Annotated in this window: 23 protein-coding genes; 17 read left to right on the plus strand and 6 right to left on the minus strand. The window is 43.6% G+C overall.

Features of this window, described 5'->3' with window-relative positions:
* The first annotated feature begins 46 nt into the window (after positions 1-46).
* From C7457_RS05975 to bioA, 10 genes are all read left to right on the plus strand, one after another.
* Positions 47-1,276 carry a (Fe-S)-binding protein gene (locus C7457_RS05975; RefSeq protein ID WP_121171059.1) on the plus strand — a complete coding sequence of 410 codons (1,230 nt, stop codon included), beginning with the start codon at positions 47-49 and terminating at the stop codon, positions 1,274-1,276.
* A gap of 24 nt (positions 1,277-1,300) precedes the next feature.
* Complete coding sequence (locus tag C7457_RS05980) at positions 1,301-1,819, plus strand: hypothetical protein (protein ID WP_121171061.1); 519 nt, start codon at positions 1,301-1,303, stop codon at positions 1,817-1,819.
* On the plus strand, positions 1,816-3,933 hold the full coding sequence (locus C7457_RS05985; protein ID WP_121171063.1) for an HD domain-containing phosphohydrolase: 2,118 nt from the start codon (positions 1,816-1,818) through the stop codon (positions 3,931-3,933). Before C7457_RS05980 ends, C7457_RS05985 begins: the two co-directional genes overlap by 4 nt.
* Positions 3,934-3,988: 55 nt before the next feature.
* Positions 3,989-5,158: an ADP-forming succinate--CoA ligase subunit beta gene (gene sucC, locus C7457_RS05990; RefSeq protein ID WP_121171065.1), complete on the plus strand. Its 1,170-nt coding sequence runs from the start codon at positions 3,989-3,991 to the stop codon at positions 5,156-5,158.
* A gap of 17 nt (positions 5,159-5,175) precedes the next feature.
* Positions 5,176-6,078 carry a succinate--CoA ligase subunit alpha gene (gene sucD, locus C7457_RS05995; RefSeq protein WP_121171067.1) on the plus strand — a complete coding sequence of 301 codons (903 nt, stop codon included), beginning with the start codon at positions 5,176-5,178 and terminating at the stop codon, positions 6,076-6,078.
* Positions 6,079-6,098: 20 nt separating this feature from the next.
* Positions 6,099-6,326 carry a 4Fe-4S binding protein gene (locus C7457_RS06000; protein ID WP_121171069.1) on the plus strand — a complete coding sequence of 76 codons (228 nt, stop codon included), beginning with the start codon at positions 6,099-6,101 and terminating at the stop codon, positions 6,324-6,326.
* 11 nt (positions 6,327-6,337) lie between these two features.
* Positions 6,338-7,489 (plus strand): 2-oxoacid:acceptor oxidoreductase subunit alpha, encoded by a 1,152-nt coding sequence (locus tag C7457_RS06005; RefSeq protein WP_121171071.1) that lies wholly within the window; start codon positions 6,338-6,340, stop codon positions 7,487-7,489.
* A complete protein-coding gene (locus C7457_RS06010; protein ID WP_121171073.1) occupies positions 7,489-8,346 on the plus strand; it encodes a 2-oxoacid:ferredoxin oxidoreductase subunit beta in 858 nt (285 codons plus the stop codon). Before C7457_RS06005 ends, C7457_RS06010 begins: the two co-directional genes overlap by 1 nt.
* Positions 8,343-8,969 carry a 2-oxoacid:acceptor oxidoreductase family protein gene (locus tag C7457_RS06015; RefSeq protein WP_121171075.1) on the plus strand — a complete coding sequence of 209 codons (627 nt, stop codon included), beginning with the start codon at positions 8,343-8,345 and terminating at the stop codon, positions 8,967-8,969. Before C7457_RS06010 ends, C7457_RS06015 begins: the two co-directional genes overlap by 4 nt.
* Before the next feature lie 108 nt (positions 8,970-9,077).
* On the plus strand, positions 9,078-10,427 hold the full coding sequence (gene bioA, locus C7457_RS06020; RefSeq protein WP_121171077.1) for an adenosylmethionine--8-amino-7-oxononanoate transaminase: 1,350 nt from the start codon (positions 9,078-9,080) through the stop codon (positions 10,425-10,427).
* 8 nt (positions 10,428-10,435) lie between these two features.
* Here bioA and C7457_RS06025 read toward each other — a convergent pair whose 3' ends face one another.
* The 3 genes from C7457_RS06025 to C7457_RS06035 are packed head-to-tail and all read right to left on the minus strand — an operon-like array spanning position 10,436 to position 12,391.
* Entirely contained in the window at positions 10,436-10,921 is a 486-nt protein-coding gene (locus C7457_RS06025) for a TCP-1/cpn60 chaperonin family protein (protein ID WP_121171079.1), read from the minus strand.
* On the minus strand, positions 10,921-11,391 hold the full coding sequence (locus C7457_RS06030) for a universal stress protein (protein WP_121171081.1): 471 nt from the start codon (positions 11,389-11,391) through the stop codon (positions 10,921-10,923). The genes C7457_RS06025 and C7457_RS06030 overlap by 1 nt, the downstream gene beginning before the upstream one ends.
* 10 nt (positions 11,392-11,401) lie before the next feature.
* Positions 11,402-12,391 carry a DUF814 domain-containing protein gene (locus tag C7457_RS06035; RefSeq protein ID WP_121171083.1) on the minus strand — a complete coding sequence of 330 codons (990 nt, stop codon included), beginning with the start codon at positions 12,389-12,391 and terminating at the stop codon, positions 11,402-11,404.
* Between the two features lie 61 nt (positions 12,392-12,452).
* Here C7457_RS06035 and hpf point away from each other — a divergent pair, with 61 nt between their 5' ends.
* The 5 genes from hpf (at position 12,453) to C7457_RS06060 (ending at position 18,293) form a co-directional block, all read left to right on the plus strand.
* A complete protein-coding gene (gene hpf / locus C7457_RS06040) occupies positions 12,453-13,016 on the plus strand; it encodes a ribosome hibernation-promoting factor, HPF/YfiA family (protein WP_121171085.1) in 564 nt (187 codons plus the stop codon).
* 123 nt (positions 13,017-13,139) lie between these two features.
* Positions 13,140-15,440: a hydrogenase iron-sulfur subunit gene (locus C7457_RS06045; RefSeq protein WP_121171087.1), complete on the plus strand. Its 2,301-nt coding sequence runs from the start codon at positions 13,140-13,142 to the stop codon at positions 15,438-15,440.
* Positions 15,433-16,383, plus strand: coding sequence for an NADH-quinone oxidoreductase subunit B family protein (locus tag C7457_RS06050; RefSeq protein WP_121171089.1), 951 nt, complete (start codon positions 15,433-15,435; stop codon positions 16,381-16,383). The genes C7457_RS06045 and C7457_RS06050 overlap by 8 nt, the downstream gene beginning before the upstream one ends.
* Before the next feature lie 12 nt (positions 16,384-16,395).
* On the plus strand, positions 16,396-17,853 hold the full coding sequence (locus C7457_RS06055; RefSeq protein ID WP_121171092.1) for a Ni/Fe hydrogenase subunit alpha: 1,458 nt from the start codon (positions 16,396-16,398) through the stop codon (positions 17,851-17,853).
* Positions 17,850-18,293, plus strand: coding sequence for a hydrogenase maturation protease (locus C7457_RS06060; RefSeq protein ID WP_121171094.1), 444 nt, complete (start codon positions 17,850-17,852; stop codon positions 18,291-18,293). Before C7457_RS06055 ends, C7457_RS06060 begins: the two co-directional genes overlap by 4 nt.
* On the opposite strand, the gene lepA is transcribed toward C7457_RS06060, so the two are convergent.
* The 3 genes from lepA to ppa all read right to left on the minus strand — a co-directional run bounded on the left by lepA (position 18,279) and on the right by ppa (position 22,150).
* Positions 18,279-20,075, minus strand: coding sequence for a translation elongation factor 4 (gene lepA / locus C7457_RS06065; RefSeq protein ID WP_121171096.1), 1,797 nt, complete (start codon positions 20,073-20,075; stop codon positions 18,279-18,281). The two genes, C7457_RS06060 and lepA, sit on opposite strands and share 15 nt — an antisense overlap.
* Positions 20,076-20,162: 87 nt before the next feature.
* The gene (locus C7457_RS06070; protein ID WP_121171098.1) at positions 20,163-21,527 is read right to left on the minus strand and encodes a hypothetical protein; all 1,365 of its coding nucleotides are present in this window, start codon (positions 21,525-21,527) and stop codon (positions 20,163-20,165) included.
* Positions 21,528-21,622: 95 nt separating this feature from the next.
* The gene (gene ppa, locus C7457_RS06075; RefSeq protein WP_121171100.1) at positions 21,623-22,150 is read right to left on the minus strand and encodes an inorganic diphosphatase; all 528 of its coding nucleotides are present in this window, start codon (positions 22,148-22,150) and stop codon (positions 21,623-21,625) included.
* Positions 22,151-22,250: 100 nt separating this feature from the next.
* Between ppa and C7457_RS06080 the strand changes: the two genes are divergently transcribed.
* Positions 22,251-22,469 carry a FeoA family protein gene (locus C7457_RS06080; RefSeq protein WP_121171102.1) on the plus strand — a complete coding sequence of 73 codons (219 nt, stop codon included), beginning with the start codon at positions 22,251-22,253 and terminating at the stop codon, positions 22,467-22,469.
* Positions 22,466-24,484 (plus strand): ferrous iron transport protein B, encoded by a 2,019-nt coding sequence (feoB, locus tag C7457_RS06085; protein WP_121171104.1) that lies wholly within the window; start codon positions 22,466-22,468, stop codon positions 24,482-24,484. The genes C7457_RS06080 and feoB overlap by 4 nt, the downstream gene beginning before the upstream one ends.
* Positions 24,485-24,503 lie beyond the last annotated feature (19 nt).

The following is a 24,503-nucleotide window of genomic DNA, read 5'->3' on the forward strand; positions in this document are numbered from 1 at the left end:
CTGAAGGGTTATAGGTTTAACTACCTATCCGCTTTAGGAGTAGTTAATGGAAAAAAGGGAAATAGCCGGAATAAGTGAAGAACTCCTTCAAAAGTGTGTAAGGTGTGGTTCCTGCAGACAGGTCTGCCCCGTCTTTAATGTTACCCACGAAGAGCCCTCCGTAGCAAGGGGAAAGATCTTCTTAGCAGATATGGTTAATAAGGGAAAGGTGGAACTAGATAAAGAGATTGCAGGCTTCTTTAACCTGTGTACAACATGCTTAAGGTGTGCGGAGATTTGTCCAGTAATGGTTGATTATGAAAAGATAATAATATCTGCAAGAGCTCTTGCTGCTAAAAAGGTTGGAATAAACCCCGAAAAGGAATTAGCCATAAAGTTCTTCTCAAACAGGAAGCTACTTGAAACTACTGGGAAAATCGCCTCTCCCTTTACCAAGCTCTTCACTAAGAAATCAAGAAGTCCCGGTAATAGGCTCTTACCCGTTAAAGTTCCAAAACTTGGAAAGGTTCTCCTTCCAGAGATCAAGTCAAAGCCGTTTAACAGTAAAGACAAAATCTTTCCAGCTAGGGGAAAGGAAAAGGGTAAGGTCCTCTTCTTTACAGGGTGTATGTTTAACAACTTCTACACAGAAACGGCTGAAAACACTGTAAAGGTCCTAAATATACTGGGATACACTGTAATAGTACCAAGGGAGCAGTACTGCTGTGGAGCTCCAGCCTTCTTTGCTGGAGACCTTGAAACTTTTGAAAAAATGAAAGAGAAAAACTTAAAAGGACTCTCAAGCTTAAAAGTTGACTTCTGCGTTACAGCCTGTGCAACCTGCGGTCACGTCCTAAAGAAGGAGTACGGGGAACTCCTGTTTCCAGTAAGGGAGCTCGTAGAGGTTCTCTTTGAAAACATTGAAGAGATTGGTAAGTGGAAGTACCCAGAGAGGGTAAAAGTAACCTGGCACCACCCGTGCCACATAGTAAGAGGACAGAAGATTCCAAGAAGCTACCCTATAGACGTTTTGAAAGTTCTCCAAAACGTAGAGTTTATTCCCATGGAGGAAGCTGATAACTGTTGCGGAATGGGAGGTTCATTTAAGCTTTCACATCCAGAAATCTCCAAGGAAATTCAGATAAAGAAGGCAAAGAATACGGACAAGACCGACGCAAAGTTTGTTCTTACAGAATGCCCCGGCTGTGTTATGAACATAGCTGAAGGTCTAGAGAGAATTAACTCTCAGGTTAAATCCCTCCACATAAGCGATCTTCTTGCAGAGTGCATTAAATAGTTTTTGAAGTAAAATATTACCACTATGAAACTTAAGCTTAATTTAACTATTGTATTGTTAATTACTATCTTTCTCTTGGGGTGCCATCACGAGGAGACGTTCTACGCAATTACATCCGATAAACAAGTTTCTCTTCCTTTCAAGGCAAGTGGATTTTTTGGATATTTTAAAAAAAGAGGCATTAAATTCAAAATTGATTCAACTAAAAATACAAAAGAATTAATAAAATTCATTAACTTAAGTAAGTACACTATTGTAATAACAGACGAAGAAACGGGGAAAAAAGTAGAATCCCTATCGGAAAACTGGAAGAAAATTTGCACCGTTGCTTTAAAGTTTAATAGAGAAGTGCCAACAGCAAAAAAGAAATTTGTACTAATCGTTAAAAGTAGATTACTTAAGAGAAAGGAAAAGCTAATTGAAATTCTAAAGGGATGGAACTACGGAGTTGACCTCCTGAAAGACGGAGCAGTTATTTACTACCTAACTGGAAAAGAGAAGTTAGAAGGAATAAAATTCCTAAAGTGCCAAGGTAGTAAATGAAAAGTAACAAATACTGGGTTTTAACCTTCTTAGCCCTTTTAATAACTCTCGGAATAGGGTTGGGCAGTTACTTTCTAACTTATGAGTTTTCTAAGGAGTACTTCTTAAAGTCCAGTCTAGAAAACGCCCTTAACTACGCCGAAGTAAGTGCTGTCTCTGTAGGTAGCAAAAAGAAAGCTGATGAAATCAAAGAAATCCTTGAAAGAGCTCCCTACATAAAGAGGGTAGAAATAAAAGATGGCTCCCCTAATTCACCTTATGAGCTAAAGAAAGAGTTTCTGTTTCCAGATGGAAAACTTAACGTCGTAATAGAGCTTGATAAGGAAATGCTAAATAAGAGAGCTTCCAGCATTGCAAAGAATGTATCAACGGCAGTAAGTGTACTAACAGGATTCTTCCTTTTCATTTACTTAGTGGCAATTAAGAAACTATACTTAGAACCACTTTCAAAGATTAAAAGGGACATTGACAGAATTTATAAAGGAACCCTTGAAAAAATCCCCCTCTCAGGAAAGGATGAATTTGGAAAGATAAGGGAAAGTATTAACAGAATGATTGATAGTATTAAGGACAGGGATAAGAGAGCAGAAATAATCTCCCAATTTATACAACTTCTTACAGTCGGTAAGGGATTTAACGGCGAATTTATAGAATTAATGAGGAAAGTATTAAAATTAACTAAAACCGACGGAGTAATAATTGGGATTAAGAATTTTGATAACAATAGAATCAAGGTTAAATTAATAACTCAAGGGGAAAGCAAGGAGTTAATGAAAGAACTAAATAAATTAGAAGGAATAGAACCTTATATACTTGAACTTGGAAGGGAAGTCGAAACTACAAAAGTAAGTATTCTATCAAGAGAAGAGCAAAAACTCGGCATAAAGTACGTATTTGGAATACCCCTTACAGTTTTCTCTAACGTTTTAGGATACGTAATTTTCTTTAGAAGAACAGATAAAAAGCTTACAGAGGAGAATAAAAATTTAATTAAGAATATTACAAAATCAATTGCAATCTCTGTCCAAATAAAAAACCTTATAGAGAACCTCCAGAAACAGCTTAAAAGAGAAAAGGAATTCCTTGATAAAGTCATTAAGAGTCTCATAAGAGGTATAGAAATAAGGGACTCCTACACTAGAGGCCACTCTGAAAGAGTAGCCTTCTTTTCTAAAAGGATAGCTCAAGAAATGGGTTTACCAGAGGATGAGGTCAATAAAATTTACATTGCAGCACTTCTTCACGACATCGGAAAAATAGGAATTCCTGATAGCATCCTTCTAAAGCCTGGAAAACTGACAGACAGAGAGTACGAAATAATAAAACTCCATCCAATTCTAAGTTACGAACTCCTTAAGAACCTTGACTTCCTCAAAGATGCACTTGACGGAATCAAGTATCACCACGAAAGGTGGGACGGAAGTGGCTATCCAGAAGGTCTAAAGGGAGAGGAGATACCACTACCTGCAAGAATAATAGCAGTAGCAGACTCCTACGATGCAATGACGAGCAAAAGGATATATAGAGAAGCTTTAGACAGAAAAAAAGCGATAAATGAAATAAGGGAACTTTCCGGAAAGTCTTACGACCCGGAGGTAGTAAGGTCTGCCCTTCCTGTACTCCTAGAAGAACCTCCAGAACCGGAGGAAGAATACCTGGAAGGAGAAATAATAAGTGAAATTGAGGAAAGAAGGCTTGACTACTTCCTGAGGGATTCTCTAACAGGAGTTTTCAATAGAAATGCCTTAGAGCTTGCATACCAAATAGCAAAAGACAGGTTTAAGGAACTTTCCGGAATAGTCGTTGACATCATTAAACTAAGAGAGATCAATATAAAGGAGGGCTGGGAGAAGGGGGATGAAATCCTTAAAAAAGTAGTAAATGAAATCCAGAAAAGAACCTCTGACGTTACAATGGTCAGGTATTCAGGCGATAACTTCTTACTCTTTACCCCTAGAGAAAAAGCTAAGGAAACCGCAAGAGTAATAAAAGAAATTGAAGAGGAAACATCAATAAATCTCAGAGTAGTTGAAATACCTAAAATAGATAATATTGAAAAACTCCAAAGAGAGCTTACAGAACTGGAGTTTGAGGGCAGTCTCTCATCAATGTAAAAATTCTGTAAAAATTTTGTTAAAATGTTTATCAATTCAAAGGTGGGAGGCAAAAATGAAAATACACGAGTACCAAGCAAAGGAAATCTTCAAAAAGTATGGCCTGCCAATTCCAAGGGGTATAGTTGCCCATAACGCTCACGAAGCTGAGTGTGCCGCAAAAGAGCTTGGAACCCCCGTTGTTGTAGTAAAGGCACAGGTTCATGCTGGAGGAAGGGGAAAGGCAGGAGGGGTAAAACTTGCCAAAAGCCCCGAAGAAGCAGGAAAAATTGCTGCAGAAATGATAGGAAGCCGACTCAAGACTTATCAAAACCCCGAGGGCTTACCAATTAACTGCGTTCTAGTTGAGGAAGGAGTTAACATAGACAAGGAGTTCTACGTAGGCTTAACCCTTGATAGGGAAAATTCTAGGCCTGTTTTCATGGTTTCTGCAGCCGGCGGAATGGAAATTGAGGAAATTGCCAAAACCAATCCAGAACTCATAATAAAGGAACATATAGACCCTGCTATAGGTTTACTCCCTTACCAGGCAAGGAAAATTGCCTTTAAAATAGGATTAAGTGACAGGAAACTTATAAATCAATTCGTAAAAATCCTTTTAACTCTTTCAAAAATGTACTTTGAACTTGATGCTTCTCTCATAGAGATCAACCCTCTCGTAAAGACAAAGGAGGATAACTTTATCTGTCTTGACGCAAAAATTGACTTTGACGACAACGCCCTCTACCGTCACCCTGATGTTCAGGAGCTAGAGGATACAACCCAGATAGATCCTCTAGAGCTTGAAGCTAAAAAGTGGGACCTAAACTACGTTCGTCTTAACGGCAACATCGGCTGCATGGTCAACGGTGCGGGCCTTGCAATGGCAACTATGGACACAATTAAGTTCTTTGGAGGAGAGCCTGCAAACTTCCTTGACGTTGGCGGAACTGCAACTGTAGAAAGGGTTGCTGCTGCTTTTAAGCTCCTCCTTTCAGACCCAAAGGTAAAGGCAATTTTCGTAAACATCTTCGGCGGAATAGTAAGGTGTGACAGGATCGCCGGAGGAATTATTGAGGCTGCAAAACAGGTTGAGCTTGATAGACCTTTAATCGTCCGCTTAGAGGGAACGAACGTTGAAATCGGCAGGAAGATGCTTGAGGAAAGCGGCCTCAACATAATCCCAGCCAAAGACATGGCAGATGGAGCTCAAAAGGCTGTAAAAGCAGCTAAAGGTGAACTTTAAGGATAAGGGAGGACGAGATGAGCGTTTTAATAGATAAAAATACAAAAGTTGTAGTTCAAGGATTAACCGGTAAAGAGGGTTCCTTTCACGCAAAGCAGTGTCTTGATTATGGAACGAAAATAGTTGCCGGAGTTACTCCCGGTAAAGGTGGATTAACCTGGACCGATGATGAAGGGAAGTACCAAGTTCCAGTCTTTAATACTGTAGAGGAAGCCGTTAAGGAAACAGGAGCCAACGCTTCTCTAATTTTCGTTCCCCCTGCCTTTGCCGCAGACGCAATTATGGAGGCGGCAGATGCAGGAATAAAGCTGATCGTCTGTATCACAGAGGGAATCCCCGTAAACGATATGGTAAAGGTAAAGAGAGCCCTTGAAGGAACCGAGGTCAGATACGTTGGACCGAACTGTCCAGGCGTTATCACCCCGGAAGAGTGTAAAATGGGAATAATGCCGGGCCACATCTTTAAGAAGGGAAGGGTCGGCATTGTTTCCCGCTCGGGAACACTTACTTACGAAGCTGCCTACCAGCTTACAAGCAGAGGAATCGGCCAATCTACAGTTATAGGAATCGGAGGAGATCCCGTTCCAGGAACTACCCATAAAGAAGCAGTTGAGATGTTTAACAATGACCCTGAAACAGACGCAATAGTTCTAATCGGTGAAATCGGCGGAACTATGGAAGAAGAGGCGGCAGAGTACATTAAAGAATGTGTTGACAAACCTGTTATAGCCTACATCGCCGGAGTTACAGCACCTCCGGGAAGGAGAATGGGACACGCAGGAGCAATTATCTCCGGCGGTAAAGGAGACGCAAAGAGTAAGATGGAGGCTTTAAAAGCTGCGGGAGTATATGTGTGCAACACCCCGGCAGAAATCGGAGAGATGGTTGAGAAAGCCCTCAAAGAAAGAGGGCTTCTTTAAAGAAAAGTAAGGAGGAAAAGATGGCAGCAAAGGGAATAGTTATAGTTAAGGAAGACTGGTGTAAAGGGTGCAACATCTGTGCTGCAGTTTGTCCCACACAGGTTCTCAAGCTTGATAAGGTTAAAGCAATTATGACTGTTGCCCACCCCGAAAAGTGTATAGGGTGCAAGCAGTGTGAGATGATTTGCCCCGACTTCTGCATCTACGTCTTTACACCTGAGGAGTACGAAGAAATAGTAAGCGCATAGGGAGGAAGGATATGGCAAAGTTAGAGTTAAAGTACGGAAACCATGCCTGTGCAGAGGCTGCAATAATTGCAGGTTGTAGGTTCTACGCAGGCTACCCGATTACACCCTCTTCTGAAATTGCCGAGAAGATGGCGGAGCTCCTACCTAAGTACGGAGGAGTCTTTATCCAGATGGAAGACGAAATCGCTGCAATGGGAGCAACGGTAGGAGGCTCCTTTGCAGGCCTCAAGTCAATGACGGCAACTTCCGGACCTGGATTCTCCCTTAAACAGGAGAACCTCGGATACGCCTTCATGGTTGAGGCTCCCTGCGTAGTTGTAAACGTTCAAAGAGGCGGTCCCTCAACCGGTCTTCCGACCCAACCAGGTCAGCAGGAAATCATGCAGTCTCTCTGGGGGACACACGGAGATAAGCTCATTCCTGTCTTCTACCCGGGGAACGTTCAGGAAATTATGGAGGAGACAATAAGGGCTTTCAACTGGGCAGAGAGGCTCAGAACCCCGGTAGTCCTTCTTCTTGACGAAGTTCTCGGCCACATGAGGGAAACCGTTGATATGGAACAGTTTGCTTCTGACAAGGTGGAAATCTGGGATAGAAAAATGCCCGACGTTCCACCTGAAGAGTACCTTCCTTATAAGCCTGGAGAGGACGACGTTCCAGCTATAGCTCCTTACGGAACTCCCGGATATCGCGGCCACGCTACAGGTCTTCACCACGACTACACCGGTTTTCCCACAACCGACCCGGAGACGTGTCAAGAACTAATTGATAGATTGATTAGGAAGGTTAAGAACAGGCAGCCGGAGCTTGAGAAGAACGAAGAGTACAAGCTTGACGACGCTGAAATTGCAATTGTTACCTTCGGAACGACCGCAAGGGCGGCAAAGACCGCAGTTGACCTTGCAAGGGAAAAGGGAATCAAAGTAGGCCTTTTAAGGGTAATCACAATTTGGCCTTCACCAGAAGAGACCCTCAATAAACTCGCAAAGAGCGTAAAAGCAATCCTCGTTCCCGAGCTCAACATGGGACAGTACGTCCTTGAGGTTGAAAGGTGTGCCAAGGGGGAAGCTCCCGTTTACAGGCTCAACAGGGCTAACGGGAAGATTATCTATCCCCATGAAATCCTCGCAAAGATAGAGGAAATTGCTAAAGGAGGTAAGTAATGAGTACTCCTAACATTCCTATGGAGAAAATCATAGAAAAAAAGCCTTACTTTAAATACCTCCGTCTCAACAAGATGCCCACAATTTGGTGTCCGGGCTGCGGAATTGGTCAGGCCTTCAGGGCCACCTGTATGGCACTTGACGAGCTGGGAATTCCCAACGACAAGGTTGCAATGGTTTCGGGTATCGGGTGCTCTTCAAGAACTCCCGGATACTTTGACGGCTTTACTCTCCACACTACCCACGGAAGGGCTCCAACTTTCGCAACTGGCCTTAAGCTCGCAAGGCCGGAGCTCACGACAATCGTTTTTACCGGAGACGGCGACGCCCTTGCAATCGGCGGAAACCACTTCATCCACGCAGCCAGGAGGAACATTGACCTTACAGTAGTCCTCATAAACAACTGGATTTACGGTATGACCGGTGGGCAGGTTTCACCTACAACTCCAACTGGCTCTTACGCAACAACAACCCCCTACGGTAACTACGAACCCCAGTTTGATATCGCCAAACTCGCAATTGCCGCCGGTGCTACCTACGTAGCAAGGGGAACTGCTTACCACGCAATGGAACTGAAGAAGTTAATCATGGACGGAATTAAACATAAAGGTTTTTCACTGATTGAGGTCCTCTCTCCCTGTACAATCGTCTACGGTAGGAAGAACAGAATGAGCATAGAGGAAATGTACTTCTGGTTTAAGGAAAACACGATACCTGTTAAGGCGTGGGAGAAACTCCCTGAAGAGAAGAGAGCTGGAAAGATACCTAGAGGAGTTCTGTACCACGATGATTCCCGTCCAGAGTACACAGAGCTCTACTGGAACAAGGTAAAGGAGCTATCCGGAGGTGAAAAATGAGGTACGAAGTTAGAGTTATAGGCTCTGCCGGTCAAGGTTCTATTCTGGCTGCAGTCGTTCTTGCCAGCGCTGCAGCTGAGGAAGGTCTATGGGCTGCTCAAACAGCCACCTACGGTGCAGCAATGAGAAGCGGAGTTTCACTTGGAGACGTTGTAATTTCAGATAGACCTATTGACTTCCCAAAAACAACCGAACTTGACGCAGTAATAATCCAGTCCCAAGAAGCCTACGACGATATGGTAAAGGGAAAACCTATTCGCCTTGACCCTGAGTGCAGTGAGGCTGATGCAGACATACTTGTAAACGTTAAGCCGGGAGCTCTCGTTATCGTTGATGAAGACCTCGTCCAGTGCGACCTTGACTGCAACATGTACAGAGTAGTTTCAGCCCCCATTGCAAGGACTGCTGCTGAAGTCCTCGGAAGAAGACAAGTTATGAACATCGTAGCCCTGGGAGTTTTCCAGGTAGCAACTACCCTCCAGTTTGACGGAAAGCCGTTAATCTCTGAAGAGTCATTCCTAAAGGCAATTGAAAAGAGCGTTCCTTCCCGCTTCATTGACCTCAACAGGAACGCCTTTATAGAAGGAGTTAAGATAGGTAAAGCCGCCCTCCAAAAGGCTTAAGATAAGAGGGGAGCTTTCCCCTCTTCCCCTCCATCCTATACTAAATTTCCCTTTAAAATTCAGTACTTTCACTTAAATTTATCAGTTAGCTAACGCTCTCAAGAGGTAATGATGAAAAAGGTCTTGAAAGAATGGGATAAGAAGTACGTCTGGCACCCCTTTACTCAAATGGCTGAGTACGTTAAACACGAACCGATAGTCATTGAAAGGGGAGAAGGGTGCTGGCTTATAGATATAGATGGAAAACGTTACCTTGATGCAGTTGGCTCAGTTTGGTGCAACGTTCACGGCCATAACGTAAAAGAACTAAACGAAGCCATAATAGAACAGGTTAACAAAATTGCCCACTCAACCCTCCTTGGACTTGCAAACGTCCCTTCAATTCTCCTTGCAAAGGAAGTAGTAGATATCGCCCCAGAAGGTTTAAACCACGTCTTTTACTCAGATGACGGCTCAACTGCTATGGAAGTGGCCCTTAAAATGGCCTACCAGTACTGGCAGTTAAAGGGAGAGAAAAGGAGGACGAAGTTTGTAAAGCTTGAAGAGGCCTACCACGGGGATACAATAGGTTCGGTAAGTATAGGAGGGATTGACCTCTTTCACTCAATGTTTAGAGAATTGATGTTTGAAACTTTTAAAATTCCGGCTCCCCACCCTTACCGTTTTGAAGGTACAGCTGAAGAGTGCAAAAACTACTCGCTAAGTAAACTTGAGGAAATTCTCAAAGAAAGAGGAGACGAGATAGCCGCAGTCGTTATGGAACCTCTAGTTCAGGCAGCTGCCGGAATAATTGCCCACCCAGAAGGATTTTTAAGGGGAGTAAGGGAGCTCTGCGATAAATATGGAGTTCTTTTAATCCTTGATGAAGTTGCAACCGGCTTTGGGAAAACGGGCAAGTGGTTTGCCTGTCAGCACGAAAAGGTCACTCCCGACATAATGGCAATTTCAAAAGGTTTAACTGCAGGTTACATGCCTTTAGCCATAACCCTCGCAACTGACGAGGTTTACGACGCATTCTGGGGAGGAGATTACGGAAGCGGAAAGACCTTCTTCCACGGCCACACGTTTACTGGAAATCAGCTTGGATGTGCAGTTGCCCTGAAAAACATAGAGCTCTTTAAACGAAAGGGGTGGCCCGAAGGGCTTAAAGGGAAAATAGACTACCTCTGGAAAAGACTAAAAGAGGAGCTCTCAGAGCTAAAACACGTAGGCGATATTAGGGGAAAGGGCTTTATGGTTGGAATTGAACTCGTTAAGGACAAGAGAACAAAAGAGGGCTTTTCATGGAAGGACGATGTTGGAAGGAGGATCTCAAGGAGAATCGTTGAAAAGGGAGTATTTACCAGACCCCTTGGCCCGGTTCTCGTTATTATGCCTCCCCTTGCAATAAGCGAGGAGGAAATAGACTTCATGGTAAAAACCTACAGGGATGCAATTGTTGAAGTTCTCGGAAATTGAGGGGAGGTCTAAACCTCCCCGTCCTCCTCTTCAGGAGTTTTTACTATAAGGATTGGCTCTTTTACAGCCTTTATCACATCAACAATCTTCCCAATTCTAAAGAAAGAGAGGGACTCTGAAGTTACCCCAATAGCTACAAGCTTCATACCGTACTTATCTGCATACCAAGATAGAACCTCGTCAAGCTCACCCGGAATGATAACAACCCTCGTTTTAATTCCGTTCTCCTCAAACTCCTTAGAAATTTCCTTCATTTTGTTAAATATTTTAAAAAGACCATCTACAAAACCCTCTTCCATAGTTCCCTTAAGGGCTTCAAGCTTTTCTTGGCTATCAAACTCCTCCTTTGAAAGGAGGCCCCACTCCGAAGGGATCATCACGTAAACCATATGAACTTCTTTACAGCCAGCGTCCTTCAGCTTAAGGATGTAAGGCTTAACGTTAAGGCTGGCCTTCCTCATGTCAAAAGGATAGAGGACTTTTTCAAATAGCATCACTCCTCCCTCTTCTTTACGATTAAGACGGGACACTTTGCGTGTCTTATAACGTCTGTTGATACGCTTCCAAGTAAAATCTCGCTTAAAAGCCCTTTTCCATGAGCTCCCATAACTATAATGTTTACACTTTCCTCATCGGCAACAGAGACAATTTGTTTAGGAATATTCCCATACTTCAAGTAGAGCTTTACCTTAAGGTTTTCATCTTCAAGGATCTCTTTAATGGAATTCAGCTTTTCAATTAAGTTTACAACGTACTCCTGGTCAACTTCAGGAAGTATCTTAAAAACATCCTTCTCCTTTATAAGGTCCGTTCCGTCTGGGAGCTCTACAGAAAGGTCGTCAACTACGTGAACAACAACAACCTCCTCCTCTCCAGCCTCCTTTAGTTTCTTAACGTAATCTAAGGCAACCTCAGCTAAAGGTGAAAAGTCTGTTGAGTAAAGGGTCTTCTTAAAAAGTGGCATCTCTCCCTCCTTAAACCTTTAAAGCGTATTTATCGGTATTAAAGTTAGGTTGAACTTTAATCACCTCTATTAGTTTACCACTCCTGTAGACAGAAACGGGAACCTCCTTCTCCCTTTTAGCGTCAGAGTAGCGGGCAACTATCCCAGCAGCAGTCTCTAGAACTCCCCTTTCTGGTTCTCCCTCACACCTTAAAAGACCAACGGGGGAAGGAGCTACCTCAACTTTCAATATTAGGTCCTTATCCTTTGAAAAAGAAGCTATTTTCTCGTTCTCTTCCCTATTCCTTCCAACAACCAGCTTACATTTGCCGATCCTAAAGTGCCTTCCGAGCTTTAAGAGTTTTACGTTCTCCCAGGTCAACTGGTCATGTTCAATAAGGTCTTTAACCTTAACTGCAAAAGAGGGTTCGGTTAGAAGACACCCTCCGGCTGGAGTTGGGAGCTCCCCGCTTAAACCCAACTTCCTTAAAATTTCAGGGTACCTCTTCCTTGAGCGCCCCCTTAAGTCAAGGAGCTCCCTCTTATCCACAACTCCCTCCCTTTCATAAACCGTCTCCGGAAGGAGCTTTCCAGAAAGGGGCCTCAAGACTCTTCCCCTCAAACCTGCTAACTTCTCAATACTCCTAAAGGCATCTAGCCTTTGGGACATGGGTCTCTGGCCCAAAACTTCGCCGGTTGCAATTATCCCTTCTTCCCCTGCAACCTCCTTTAACTTCTTAAGCATGTAAGCTTTACAGTCTATACAAGGGTTAACGTTCTTACCGTAGCCGTAAACTGGACTTTTCAACATCTCAAGGTAATCTTCTCCAGCCTCAACAACCTTAAGCTCAATCCCCAGCCTATCTGCAAGCTCTTTTACCTTTGAAAGGTCCTTCTCAAAGAAGGGGGAAGTTATGTGAACTCCAACAACTTGAAATCCTAAGTTTTGAAGTAACTTTGCGGCTATAACGCTATCAAGACCTCCAGAGAATAACAGGTAAACCTTTTTCTCCCTCTCCATAGACACTCTCCCAATAAAGTCTTTAATTTAAAAGTAAGAGATAAAAGAAAAGGAGGAAGGGATGGCACAGCTAAAGCTCAACCTAATTGGCCACGGGATTGACCTAACCGGTGCAATCAAGAACACACTTGAGGAAAAGTTTAAAAGGCTTGAGAAGTACTTGGGGGATGACGACAGAAGGGAGGTGTTCGCAGACGTAATAGTTAGAAAGGAGAAGTACCGCTCAGGGGTTGAGATAGTAATCTATAACGTCTTTGACCACACACTAAGAATTAAAAAAGAAACCGATGACCTCTACACCGCCGTTGACTACGTTGTTGATGCGGCCGAAAAGCAGCTGAGGAGGTTAAAGGAGAAAGTTAAAACGTCTGCAAAACATGAAGCCCAAAGGGCAAAAAGGCAGCTAACTCTAGTTGAAGAGGAAGTTGTTGAAAAGCCTATAGAGATAGTTGAAGTTGAGCCGGAACTCTACAAGCCCATCTCAGTTGAAGACGCAGTCTTAAAGCTCCTTGGCTCAAACAGGGAGTTCTTCGTCTTCTGCAACGCCGAGACGGGAAACGCAACAGTAGTCTATAAGAGAAAAGACGGAAACGTCGGCCTCATCCAGATGCCTTCCTGCAAGTAATAGGGGGATTTTTTCCCCCTACTTTCCCTTCTATCAACGGGTAATAGTCACTCTTGCCTTCCTTGATTAATCGTATTTCATGAATAAAATAAAAATGCGAAATCAATAATTGAGGGGTGTCTGATGGAAAAAGAAACCCGAATAGGAGTAGTTCTCTGTACCTGTGGAAACTGTTTAAGCTCCAAGATAGACTTTGATTCCCTTAAGAAATACGCAGAGAGTTTACCCAGTGTTGCAAAAGTAATTGTTACAAAAGACTTCTGCAAATCACCCGAGAAGCAGGCTTCAGAGTTTAAAGGAAAGGTTGATGCCCTAATCTTTGGAGGGTGCTCCGAGAGGTCATCCCTCCAATTTAACGAGGATAGAATTGAAAAACTAATGGTTTCACTAGGCTTAGACCTTGCTGCGTGGGAAACCGTCAACCTAAAGGAACAGTGCTTCTACATTCACGACAACCTTGAGCAGATTAACAGGAAAGCAAAAGACATGCTCCTAATGGCCTACGAGAAGGTTAAAACAAACGTTCCGGCACTTAAAGAGGAAATTAAGAAAAAAGTCTTAGTGGTTGGCGGTGGAGTTGCAGGCCAGCGCTGCGCCCAAGCTTTAGCAGACCTTGGAGTTGAAACAACCTTAGTTGAAGAAAAGCCCTACCTAGGAGGTAACGCTGCAAGGATAGCCCTCCTATGGCAGTCTGAGTACTCTCCTTCAGTCTGTACCAGCGAGTGCGTCATTCCGGTAGTCGGCAGAAATACAATGCTGAGAGACAACATTAAGGTAATGGTTAACTCTGAAGTTGTAGGAGTCACTAAAGAAAAAGGGGACTTTAAAGTAAGAATACTTCAAAAAGCACAAAAAGTTGACCCTACAAAGTGTGTCTCGTGCGGTGAGTGTGCAAAAGTCTGCCCGGTTGAAATTCCTAATCCCTTCAACCTCGGAAAAACAAAGAGAAAGGCGATTGATAAGGATTTTCCTCTAGCAATTCCGGATTCCTACAACATAGTTGACTCAGCCTGTACAGAGTGTGGAAAGTGCGTTGAAGTGTGCCCAACAGGAGCAATTGACCTAAGGGCTGAAGATAAGTACGTAGAAGACGAGTTTGGAGCGGTAGTTATCGCCACCGGTATCACTGGAAAGGATATGAGCGTCTACGAGGAGCTAGGATATAAATACCCGGAAGTTGTGACCCTCTTTGAGTACGAAAGGTTTGTAGCAAACAACTTCTTCGGCAAAAAACCTAAAGAGATAGCCTTTGTCCTCTGTAAGAAGGACGCAGAAGGCTACTGTTCAAGGCTCTGCTGTTTAGCAACGGTTAAAGACGCAGCCCTCTTAGCCAAAAACCACCCAGACGTAAAGGTAAAGGTCTTTTATAAGAGCCTAAAGACAACCGGAAGGGCCTTTGAGGAGCTAAGGAGGAGGGCTGAAAAGGGAGGAGTTGAGTTTATCCAGGCCCCGGTTGAGAGGATAGAGAAGGAGAATGGAAAGCTGAAAATTAAGTCTCCTGCAGGAACTTTCACTGTAGATATGGCGGTTCTTGCGGAACCTTTAGTTCCGGCTCAGTTAAAACTAACGAGGATGCTAGACGTTCAAACTGATAAGTTCGGTTTCCCAATAGAGTTCCAGCCAAGGGTAATTGACCCCCTTGAGACTTACGTTGAGAGAGTATTCGTTGCAGGAAGTGCAAAGGGATTCAAGGACGTTCAAGAGAGCATAGAGTCTGGACTTGGAGCAGCAGTTAAAGTTTATAAGGCCCTTAAAGGAGAAACTAAGAAGTACTACTCAGAAATAATTCAAGAGAAGTGTTCAAGGTGTGAAACCTGTCTAATGTGCTGCCCCCACGGAGCCATCAGCCTTAAGAAAAGGGAAAACGGGGAAGAACCCTTTGTTGAAATAGACCCTAATCTCTGTAGAGGGTGCGGCCTCTGTTACTCTGCATGTCCCTCAAAGGCCATTAAGTTCTCTAACCTTGAAGATAGACAGCTCATAAAAATGGCTGAGGTGGCCTTTAAGAACCTCCCTGAAGGACAGCCGAGAATCCTTGCCTTCCTATGCTACTGGTGTGCCTACGGAGCTGCAGACTTAATGGGAGTTAAGCTAAAGGAGAAGTTACCTGAAAACTTTAGGAGCATAAGGGTTAGGTGCTCAGCCTCTCTAAGCCTTGACGTCATAGCCGAGATTATTGAGAGGGATTTAGCAGACGGAATCATCGTTGCTGGATGTCCAAAGGATAACTGCCACCACATCTGGGGTAACTACATGCAGGAAAACAGAATAGAGATGTTTAACGAGTCCCTTAAGCTCTTAGGAGTTAAGGATAAGGTCGTCCGCTGGGAGTACATAGGAGTTCCTCAAGGTAAAAAACTTGCAAACGCAATTAGAGAAGTGAACGAAACCCTTCTTAAAGTAAAGGGAGGCTGCCATGTCTAAGCCCCGATTTGCCTATTACCTCGCCGGTGGATGCGCCGGTTGTGATACTTCCCTAATTGATACCTCAGAGAAGCTCGTTAAGTTTTTGGAAAACGTGGAGCTCATGTTCTTTGCCCCTACAGTTGCAGACTTCAAGTACAAGGATTTAGAGGCCCTTCCGGACCAGTCTGTTGACTTTGGCTTCTTCAGCGGAAACGTAAGGAACTCTGAACACGAGCACATGGCAAAGTTAATGAGGAGGAAGTGCAAAACTTTAATCGCCTTTGGAATATGTGCAAGCTTGGGTGGAATAAAGGGACTAGTTAATCTCTTCCCTCAAAAGGAGCTCCTTAAAAAGGCCTACGTGGAAACTCCATCAACTGACAACCCTGAAGGAGTTCTTCCCTCTCCGAAGGTTACAGTTGAAGGGAAGTACGAGCTGGATCTGCCAGTTCTAAAGCCTGCAAAGGCCCTTGACCAGGTTGTAGAGGTTGACTACTACGTAGGAGGATGTCCTCCATCCTACAACCACATAAAGTGGATTTTAGAAAAGCTACTATCAGGGGACCTTCCTCCTAAAGGAAGTTGGCTCACTATGGGTAAGGCCGTCTGCGACGTCTGTCCAAGGAACCCCATAAGACACGGAGGAATAAAGAAAAGGCCGACTGAAGTTAAAAGGGTTCTGGGCCAAATGCCCGAAGACGTATGTCTCCTTGAGGCTGGTTATCTGTGTTTAGGTCCAGTCACACAGGGAGACTGCAGTGCAGCTTGTTTAAGAGTAAACGTTCCATGCAGGGGCTGTGGAGGACCTATTCCGGGAGTTAGGGACTTTGGGGTTAAGGCAATAAGCACAATTGCAACTGCAATGGGAAGTGTTGATGTCCTTAAGAAAATCCCAGATCCGATTCACCTCTTCTACAGGTACAGCCTTCCTAAATCTTCTGTTATTAAACCAAAGGAATAGTCGGGGGAAACGATGAAAAAACTCGTAGTAGAGCCTATTACAAGGCTTGAAGGTCACGGGAAGATAACAGTCTTCCTTGACGATAAAGGAAACGTTGAAGATGCATTCCTCCAAGTTGTTGAGTTTATGGGATACGAGAAGTTCCTCCAGGGAATGCCCATGGAGGAAGTACCGAGAACTGCAAGTACAATCTGCGGTGTATGTAGAGCTGTTCACTTTACGGCCTCTTTGAAGGCTGCAGACCAGATATTCTCAGCAGAACCTCCCCCTGCGGCGAAAAAGATAAGGGAGCTCCTCCTCCTTGCTCACCACATAGAAGACCACACGGAAGTACTTTACGCCCTCGGCCTTCCTGACTTCATCTGCGGGCCAACTGCCCCTCCCCAGGAAAGGAACCTGATGGGAGTGGCTAAGAAACTGGGAAAGGAAATTGTAAAGGACATCCTCAAAAAGAGATTTTCAGCAGCAAGGATAGTTGAAATCTTAGGAGGAAAGCCTGTTCACCCGGCAGCGGCAGTTCCCGGAGGTTGGGCAAAGAGGGTAACCGAGGAGGAAAAGGAGGAAATTGAAAGGTTATCTGACGACCTAATTGAGCTTGGAAAGGTAAGCGTTGAGCTCTTTAAGGAAGTGGTCCTTAAAAACCCAGAGTACTCAAAGCTATTAAAGGAAGAGAGCTTCAACGTTGTTACCAACTACATGGGAACGGTTGATGAGAACAAAAAAGTCACTTACTACGACGGAACTCAGGTTGTAGTATCACCTGAAGGTAAAGAGATAATAAGGTTTACAGGAAAAGAGTACCTCAACGTCCTGGCAGAAAAGACCCTTCCCTGGAGCTACGCAAAGTTCCCTTACCTTAAAGAAGTTGGCTGGAAAGGGTTAAAGGATGGTAAAGATACCTCCCTATGTAGCGTTGGACCCTTAGGAAGGTTAAACGTTTCAGAAGGCTACTCAACTCCTTTAGCCCAAAAGGCTTACGAGGAGATGGTTGAGTTCTTTGGCGGAAAACCTATCTACAACGTCTTTGCCTACCACTGGGCAAGGGCAATTGAAGTACTAAACCAGGCTGAACTCATAAAAGAAATCCTCAAGTCACCAGAGTTCACAGACGAAAACGTAGTAACCCCTCCAAGGAAAGTAACTGGTGAAGGAATCGGAATAATTGAAGCTCCAAGGGGAACTCTGATTCACCACTACTGGACCGATGAAGAGGGGCTCGTGACCGATGCAAACCTCATAGTTCCCACAACTATAAACAACGGTTCCATCCAAGTATCGGTAAAGAAGGCAGCAAAGTACTTCATCAAAAACGGTGAAGTTGACGAAGGAACCCTCAACCTGATAGAGATGGCCCACAGGCCTTACGACCTTTGCCTTGCCTGTGCAACCCACGTTTACCCCGGCCACTACCCAACAAACGTGGTTATCTATAAAGGCGGTAAGAAAGTCAAGGAGCTGAGGAACTATTGAAGGCTATAGTCATTGGAGTTGGAAACCCCTCTTTTGGAGACGACGGAGCAGGAGCAGAAGTAGTTAAAGAACTCAAAGGGAAGGTGGCAACATGCCACCTCCTTTCCCCCTCTCTTGAGATATTAGAAAGGGTAAAAGGGTACGATTTAGCAGTTCTAGTTGACGCAGTTGATGTTGGCCTAAAACCGGGTGAGATAGTTGAGTTCTCAGTTGAAAAGGGAAGAAATAGGGAGCGATTCGGAGGTTTAACTCACTCCTTATCAATGGAGGAAGTTATAACAACAGGCTATGAACTCTTCCCTGAAACAATGCCAAAAAAGGTAATCTTTATTGGAATTCAGGTTAAAGAAATGTCCCCCTTTAAGGGGAAACTTAGCAGTGAAGTTAAAAAAGCAGTTAAAAAGGTAAAGGAGAGAGTAGAGGAACTACTCAACCTTTAAAACGGCTAAGAAAGCTTCTTGGGGAACTTCAACTTTACCAAGCATCTTCATTCTTTTCTTACCCTCTTTCTGCTTCTCAAGTAACTTTTTCTTCCTAGTAACGTCACCGCCGTAGCACTTTGCAAGGACGTCCTTCCTCAAGGCCTTTACGTTTGAACGGGCAATAATCTTGTTCCCGATTGCCGCCTGAATAGCAACCTCAAAGAGCTGCCTTGGGATAATCTCCTTTAGCTTATCTACAAGCTGCCTTCCCCTCTGGTAGGCTTTATCCCTGTGAACTATCACAGAAAGGGCATCAACGGGTTTACCGTTTATAAGGATATCAAGCTTTACAAGGTCTGAAGGCCTATAGCCTGCAAACTCATAATCAAATGAGGCATAGCCCCTTGAAACTGACTTTAGCTTATCAAAGAAGTCAAAGAGGATCTCAGATAGAGGCATGTCGTAGCGGAGCTCCACCCTTGACTGGTCAAGGTAGGTAAAGCCTATCTGAATTCCGCGCCTATCCTGACACAGCTGCATTATCGGGCCTACGTACTCAGAAGGGGTAATTATTGAGGCGGAGATGTAGGGCTCCTCAATCCTCTCAATCTTCTCAGGTGGAGGCATCTCCGCAGGGTTTTGGACGTTAACAACGCTACCGTCCTTTAAGCAAACCTTGTAGATAACGCTTGGAGCAGTAGCTATGAGGTTTAGGCCGAACTCCCTCTCCAACCTCTCCTTAATGACCTCCATGTGAAGGAGCCCTAAGAAGCCACACCTAAAGCCAAAACCGAGGGCTGCGGAAGTCTCAGGTTCAAAGAAGAGAGCTGCATCGTTTAACTTTAACTTCTCAAGGGCCTCTTTTAAGTTCTCGTAGTCATCTGAATCTACAGGGTAAAGCCCTGCAAATACCATAGGTTTAGCCGGCCTAAATCCCGGGCAAGGCTCAGGAGTTGGGTTCTCTGCGTCTGTAATCGTATCCCCGACCTGAGTATCCTCAATATTCTTAATGTTTGCAGCTATCCAGCCGACCTCCCCCGCTGAAAGCTTATCAACCTTAACCATGTTGGGAGACTGGGTTCCAACCTCTACTACTTCAAACTCCTTCTCGTTTGACATCAGCTTAATTTTCATTCCCGGCTTTATCTCACCGTCAAAGACCCTTATGAAGGGGATAACCCCCTTGTAGTTGTCGTAGAAGGAGTCAAAGATGAGAGCCTTTAGAGGCTTATTCGGGTCTCCGCTGGGAGGGGGAACCCTCTTAACTATCGCCTCCAAAATCTCTTTAATCCCGATTCCTTCCTTCGCAGAGGCCAAAATTGCCTCGTCAGGGTCAAGGCCTAGAACCTCTCCTATCTGCTCCTTAACCCATTCAGGGTTGGCGCTTGGAAGGTCTATCTTGTTTATTACCGGGATAATCTCAAGGCCTGCATCAAGGGCAAGGAAGAAGTTTGCAATAGTTTGGGCTTCTATTCCCTGAGTTGCGTCTATTACAAGCAGAGCTCCCTCACAAGCCGAGAGACTCCTTGAGACCTCATAGGTAAAGTCAACGTGGCCGGGGGTGTCAATGAGGTGCATAGTGTAGGTTTTACCGTCGTCGGCCTTGTAATTCATCCTGACGGCGTTTAGCTTAATCGTAATTCCCCTTTCCCTTTCAAGCTCTAAGGTGTCAAGCATCTGCTCCTTGAGCTCCCTCTTTGAAACAGTACCAGTGTACTCAAGGAGCCTATCTGCCAGCGTTGACTTACCGTGGTCTATGTGGGCTATTATGCAGAAGTTCCTAATTAACTCCTGGTTCATAGAGAGCTCCTTTATTTACAGAAATTTCCACACATAATATATTTCACGTGTATAGCAAATTAAAGCTGGAGCTCTCCCATTTTAACTCTATTGAGTTGATATTTTTCTACTAAAAACCACTCGTTCTACAACAAATTCATATATTGATCCATCATCTGGATAAGCATTAACATACATATTTTTGCAAATAATTTCATCCTTTGTCGAATCAAAATTACATTCAAAAAAGTTGGGACTTACACCGTTCTTCTCTAAATTGTCATTAAAAAGAAATGCGAACTGGTCCTTGCCTACAACAAGCCCTACTACACTTTCTTCTGTAGTAGCTTCTGAAGTTAACTTAACTGTACAACTTCCAAAAGATTCAGGTAAAGCACTTGAATATTGAGAAAAAGTGATTCCAGCATCAGTATCAGATTCAGGCTGATTATAAGAACATGCATTCAAGTTAATAGCGTTATCATTCAAAATATCCTTGCATTTGATCAATTCTACTGAGTTTTTACTATTATAGATAAAATTATCTTTAAACTTTGACTGTAAATACTCGCAATCAGAAGGTTTAGGATAACTTATCCTTTTAGTTGTAAACTCCCCCTTTAAGGTTAAGTTTCCTCGAGAATCAGGTATTAGAATTTGAAACCTCACATTCTGTTCATCAGAGATTCCAAACTCAGCTAAAAGCACAACATCTTCACCTGTAATTAAACTTATACCTTTTAAACGAACAGTAACCGTGTTGTTCTTTTCTCTATAATCCAACGGAAGAAATTTATAAAAGTCCACCTTTACTCTACCGTCAGGATAAACCCACTCTATAACTCCTCCACCTTTCGAACCATCAAACAACAGTTTAGCCAATACAGTGACATTTTCTACAGGAAAATTTATTCCTTCAACAGGATCAGGTTCTGTAACGTATTCTCCAAAAAGATTTTGTTCAGCAAATTTTTTTGATGCCTCATCAAGAGAATTCTTAATTCTTTCATTTCGTTTTAATTCATCAATAGATTTTGCTACATTAGTTATACCTGCCACTATATTCCTTATTTTTTCTTCATCTACTGATATTCCATCTTCAGGTTTGTTATTTGAGTCAGAAAGTTGAAGAATAGCCGAAAGAACTATACCTTCAGAAACAGTATCTGCAAGATGAACCGGAGTAATAACTGAAGAAGCTTTTGCTTCTCCAAATTCGATAATCTTCTCTTTATCTACGAAAAATTTTATTTTTCCATTCTTTAAATACTTAAAACTACCTTCATTATCCGTCTTTCCAGAATAAACAACATTGCCTTTGCTATCTATAACCTCATAATACAAGTTACTGACAGGCGCATCTACAAATTTACCTGTTTCTAAATCCAATGTACTCGAACTATCTGCCGTACCACCACCGCATCCGGCATAAAATATAGAAAATGCAGATACCACCACTATTAACTTTCTCATCACTTCCTCCGTACGAAAAGTTACTGTGTTTAATCTTCTATTCTTCAGCTATATCAATTATAAAAAAAGAGAGGGAGAGTAGTTCCCCCCAAGAATCAATTAGACTTAAAGTTCTCAATTGCCTTTTTAATCATCTCTTTGGCTTCGGCACTCCCTTTGTACTCCTTAACCTTTACCCACTTACCGGGTTCAAGGTCTTTGTAGTGTTCAAAGAAGTGCTTGATTTCATTAAGGATAGCTTCGGGAAGGTCGGTAATCTCCTTAACGTTCTTGAAGGTAAGGTCAAGCTTATCAACGGGAACGGCGAGAATTTTCTCGTCCTGACCGCTTTCGTCCTCCATAACTAAAACCCCGATAGGCCTACACCTTATTACGCTTCCCGGAACTACAGGCTGGCGGGAGATTACGAGAACGTCAATAGGATCGCCGTCATCTGCAAGGGTATTTGGAACAAATCCGTAGTTTGCAGGGTAGAACATAGGAGTAAAGAGGAAACGGTCAACGAAAACTGCACCACTCTCCTTGTCAACCTCATACTTAACATTTGAACCCTGAGGAATCTCTATTACTGCATAGATGTCTTCAGGCGGATTTTTTCCCGGTGGTATTTTCTTAACGTCCATAACTCCTCCTTTCCTGAAATTTTTGAAGTAGATTATATTACGTCTCCTAGTTGACACTACTTAATAAAGTTAATATCATCTAACTCAGGAGGACGGGAAAATGACTCTTTCACAAGTTAAAGCAGGAGAGAAAGTTAGAATCGTGAATATAACCGGTGGACACGGTCTAAAGAACAGACTTGCAGCAATAGGTATTTTCCCTGGAGCAGAGGTAAAAGTGGTTAAGTCCCCTCCAGGACCTGTAATAGTTGAAGTTGCCGGTAGCAGAGTAGCAATAGGTCAAGGAATGGCAAGGAAGGTGGAGGTTGAGAAGGTATGAGGAGAATTAGAGTAGCCCTGGCCGGGAATCCGAACGTAGGGAAAACTGCAATTATGAACGCCCTTGCAGGAACGAGCGAAAAGGTAGGGAACTGGCCGGGAGTTACCGTTCAGAAAAAAGTTGGAAAGTACAACTTCAGAGGGTTTGAAATTGAGCTAATTGACCTACCTGGAATATACAGCTTAACCTCCTACACTCTAGAGGAAAAGGTAGCGAGGAACTTCTTACTGAAAGAGGACTACGACGTTGTAGCAGACGTTATTGATGTAACGCTACTTGGAAGGAACCTCTACTTAACTTTAGAGCTCCTTGAAATGGGAATAAAGCCTGTAATTGTCCTAAATAAAATTGACGAGCTTGAAAACTACGGATATACAATAGATAAAAGTGCCCTTGAAGATGTCCTAAAGCTCCCGGTAGTTGAAGTCTCAGCCACAAAGAGAAAAGGCCTTGAGGAACTCTCTGAAACCTTCTTAAGAGTGGCAACTGGAGACCTTAAACCTGAAGGATTTATACCTACCTACTCAGAAGAGCTTGAGAACATAATTTCCTTAATAGAGTTAAGACTAAAGGAGGAACTTCCCCAAAACTTCCCCTTCAACCTGAGGTGGTTTGCGATAAAGCTCCTTGAAAAGGACCCTGAAATAGTTGACTACCTGAAGGAAGATTTCAAGAAGTGGGAAAAAATCTTAAAAGAGATTGAAAGCATTGAGGAGGAGATAAAGAGGAGGCACAGAATTGACCTCCCATCGTTCGTCGCAAGAGAGAGGTTCCTCCTTGCCTCAAGGATTGCAACTGTAGCAATAAGGAGCGTTGTAGAGCTCCCGATTGAAAAACTAAGCGATAAAGTTGATAGGATAGTAACTCACCCATTAACGGGAATACCCATCTTTTTCTTCATAATGTGGCTAGTATTCAAGGCGACCTTTGACCTTAGCGCTCCAATTAGCGATTTAATAGACAACCTTTTCAGCCAAACTCTGCCTGAGTTGGTTGAAAAAGCTTTGAGCGGAGCTCCACCCTTCATCGTTTCACTGGTTAACGATGGAGTCCTTGCTGGAGTTGGAGCTGTTCTAGTCTTCCTTCCAGTTCTGGGAATCCTTTACTTCCTCATGTCAATTCTTGAGGATACGGGATACATGGCAAGGGCTGCAGCCCTGTGGGACAATTTTATGAGGCTCTTCGGCCTTTCAGGCTCTTCTGTTATCCCAATGATCTTAGGTTTCGGATGCAACGTTCCTGCAGTTTATGCAACTAGGGCAATGCGTTCAAGCAAACAAAGGCTAATAACGATGATGATAATTCCCTGGATTTCCTGTAGCGCAAGACTCCCCGTTTACGCAGTGTTTACAGCAGCCTTCTTCTCAAAAAATCAGTCTTTAGTTCTCCTCTCCCTCTACGGACTAGGAATTGCTCTTGCCCTACTGTTTGCCCTTGTCCTATCAAAAATTACAGGAGCTAAGGAGGAGTGTGAGTTCTTCATAGAACTTCCTCCCTATAAACCTCCGGCCTGGAACGTAGTAATTAATCAAACCTGGATTGAGTTAAGGGAGTTTATCTTTAAGGCTGGAACTGTAATATTTGCCGTTTCAGTCTTCATATGGGCTTTGGCCTCACTACCGCCGGGAGTTTCATACGCAGGAGAAGGTTCAGTAGTGGGCTACTTCGGAAAACTTCTCCTCCCAGTATTTGAACCCCTTGGAATTACAGACTGGAAACCTGTAGTTGCCCTTATTTTTGGAGCTCTAGCTAAAGAAGTAGTAGTTGGAACCCTTGGAACACTTTATGGAACCGGAGAAGAGGGTCTTGAGAAAGCCCTTGCCCAGACGTTTACTCCAGAAAGTGCCCTCGCCTATATGGTCTTTACCCTCCTTTACATCCCCTGCGTTGCAACAATTGCTGCAATAAAGCAGGAGAGCGGAAACTGGAGATATCCACTAATACTGGTTGCCGTTGAACTTACCGTGGCCTGGATTGTTGCATTTACCGTTTACCAGATGGCCCTTCTCATATAAGAGTGAGTTAAAAGGGGGC

The sequence above is a fragment of the Thermovibrio guaymasensis genome, assembly GCF_003633715.1.
Lineage (GTDB): Bacteria > Aquificota > Aquificia > Desulfurobacteriales > Desulfurobacteriaceae > Thermovibrio > Thermovibrio guaymasensis.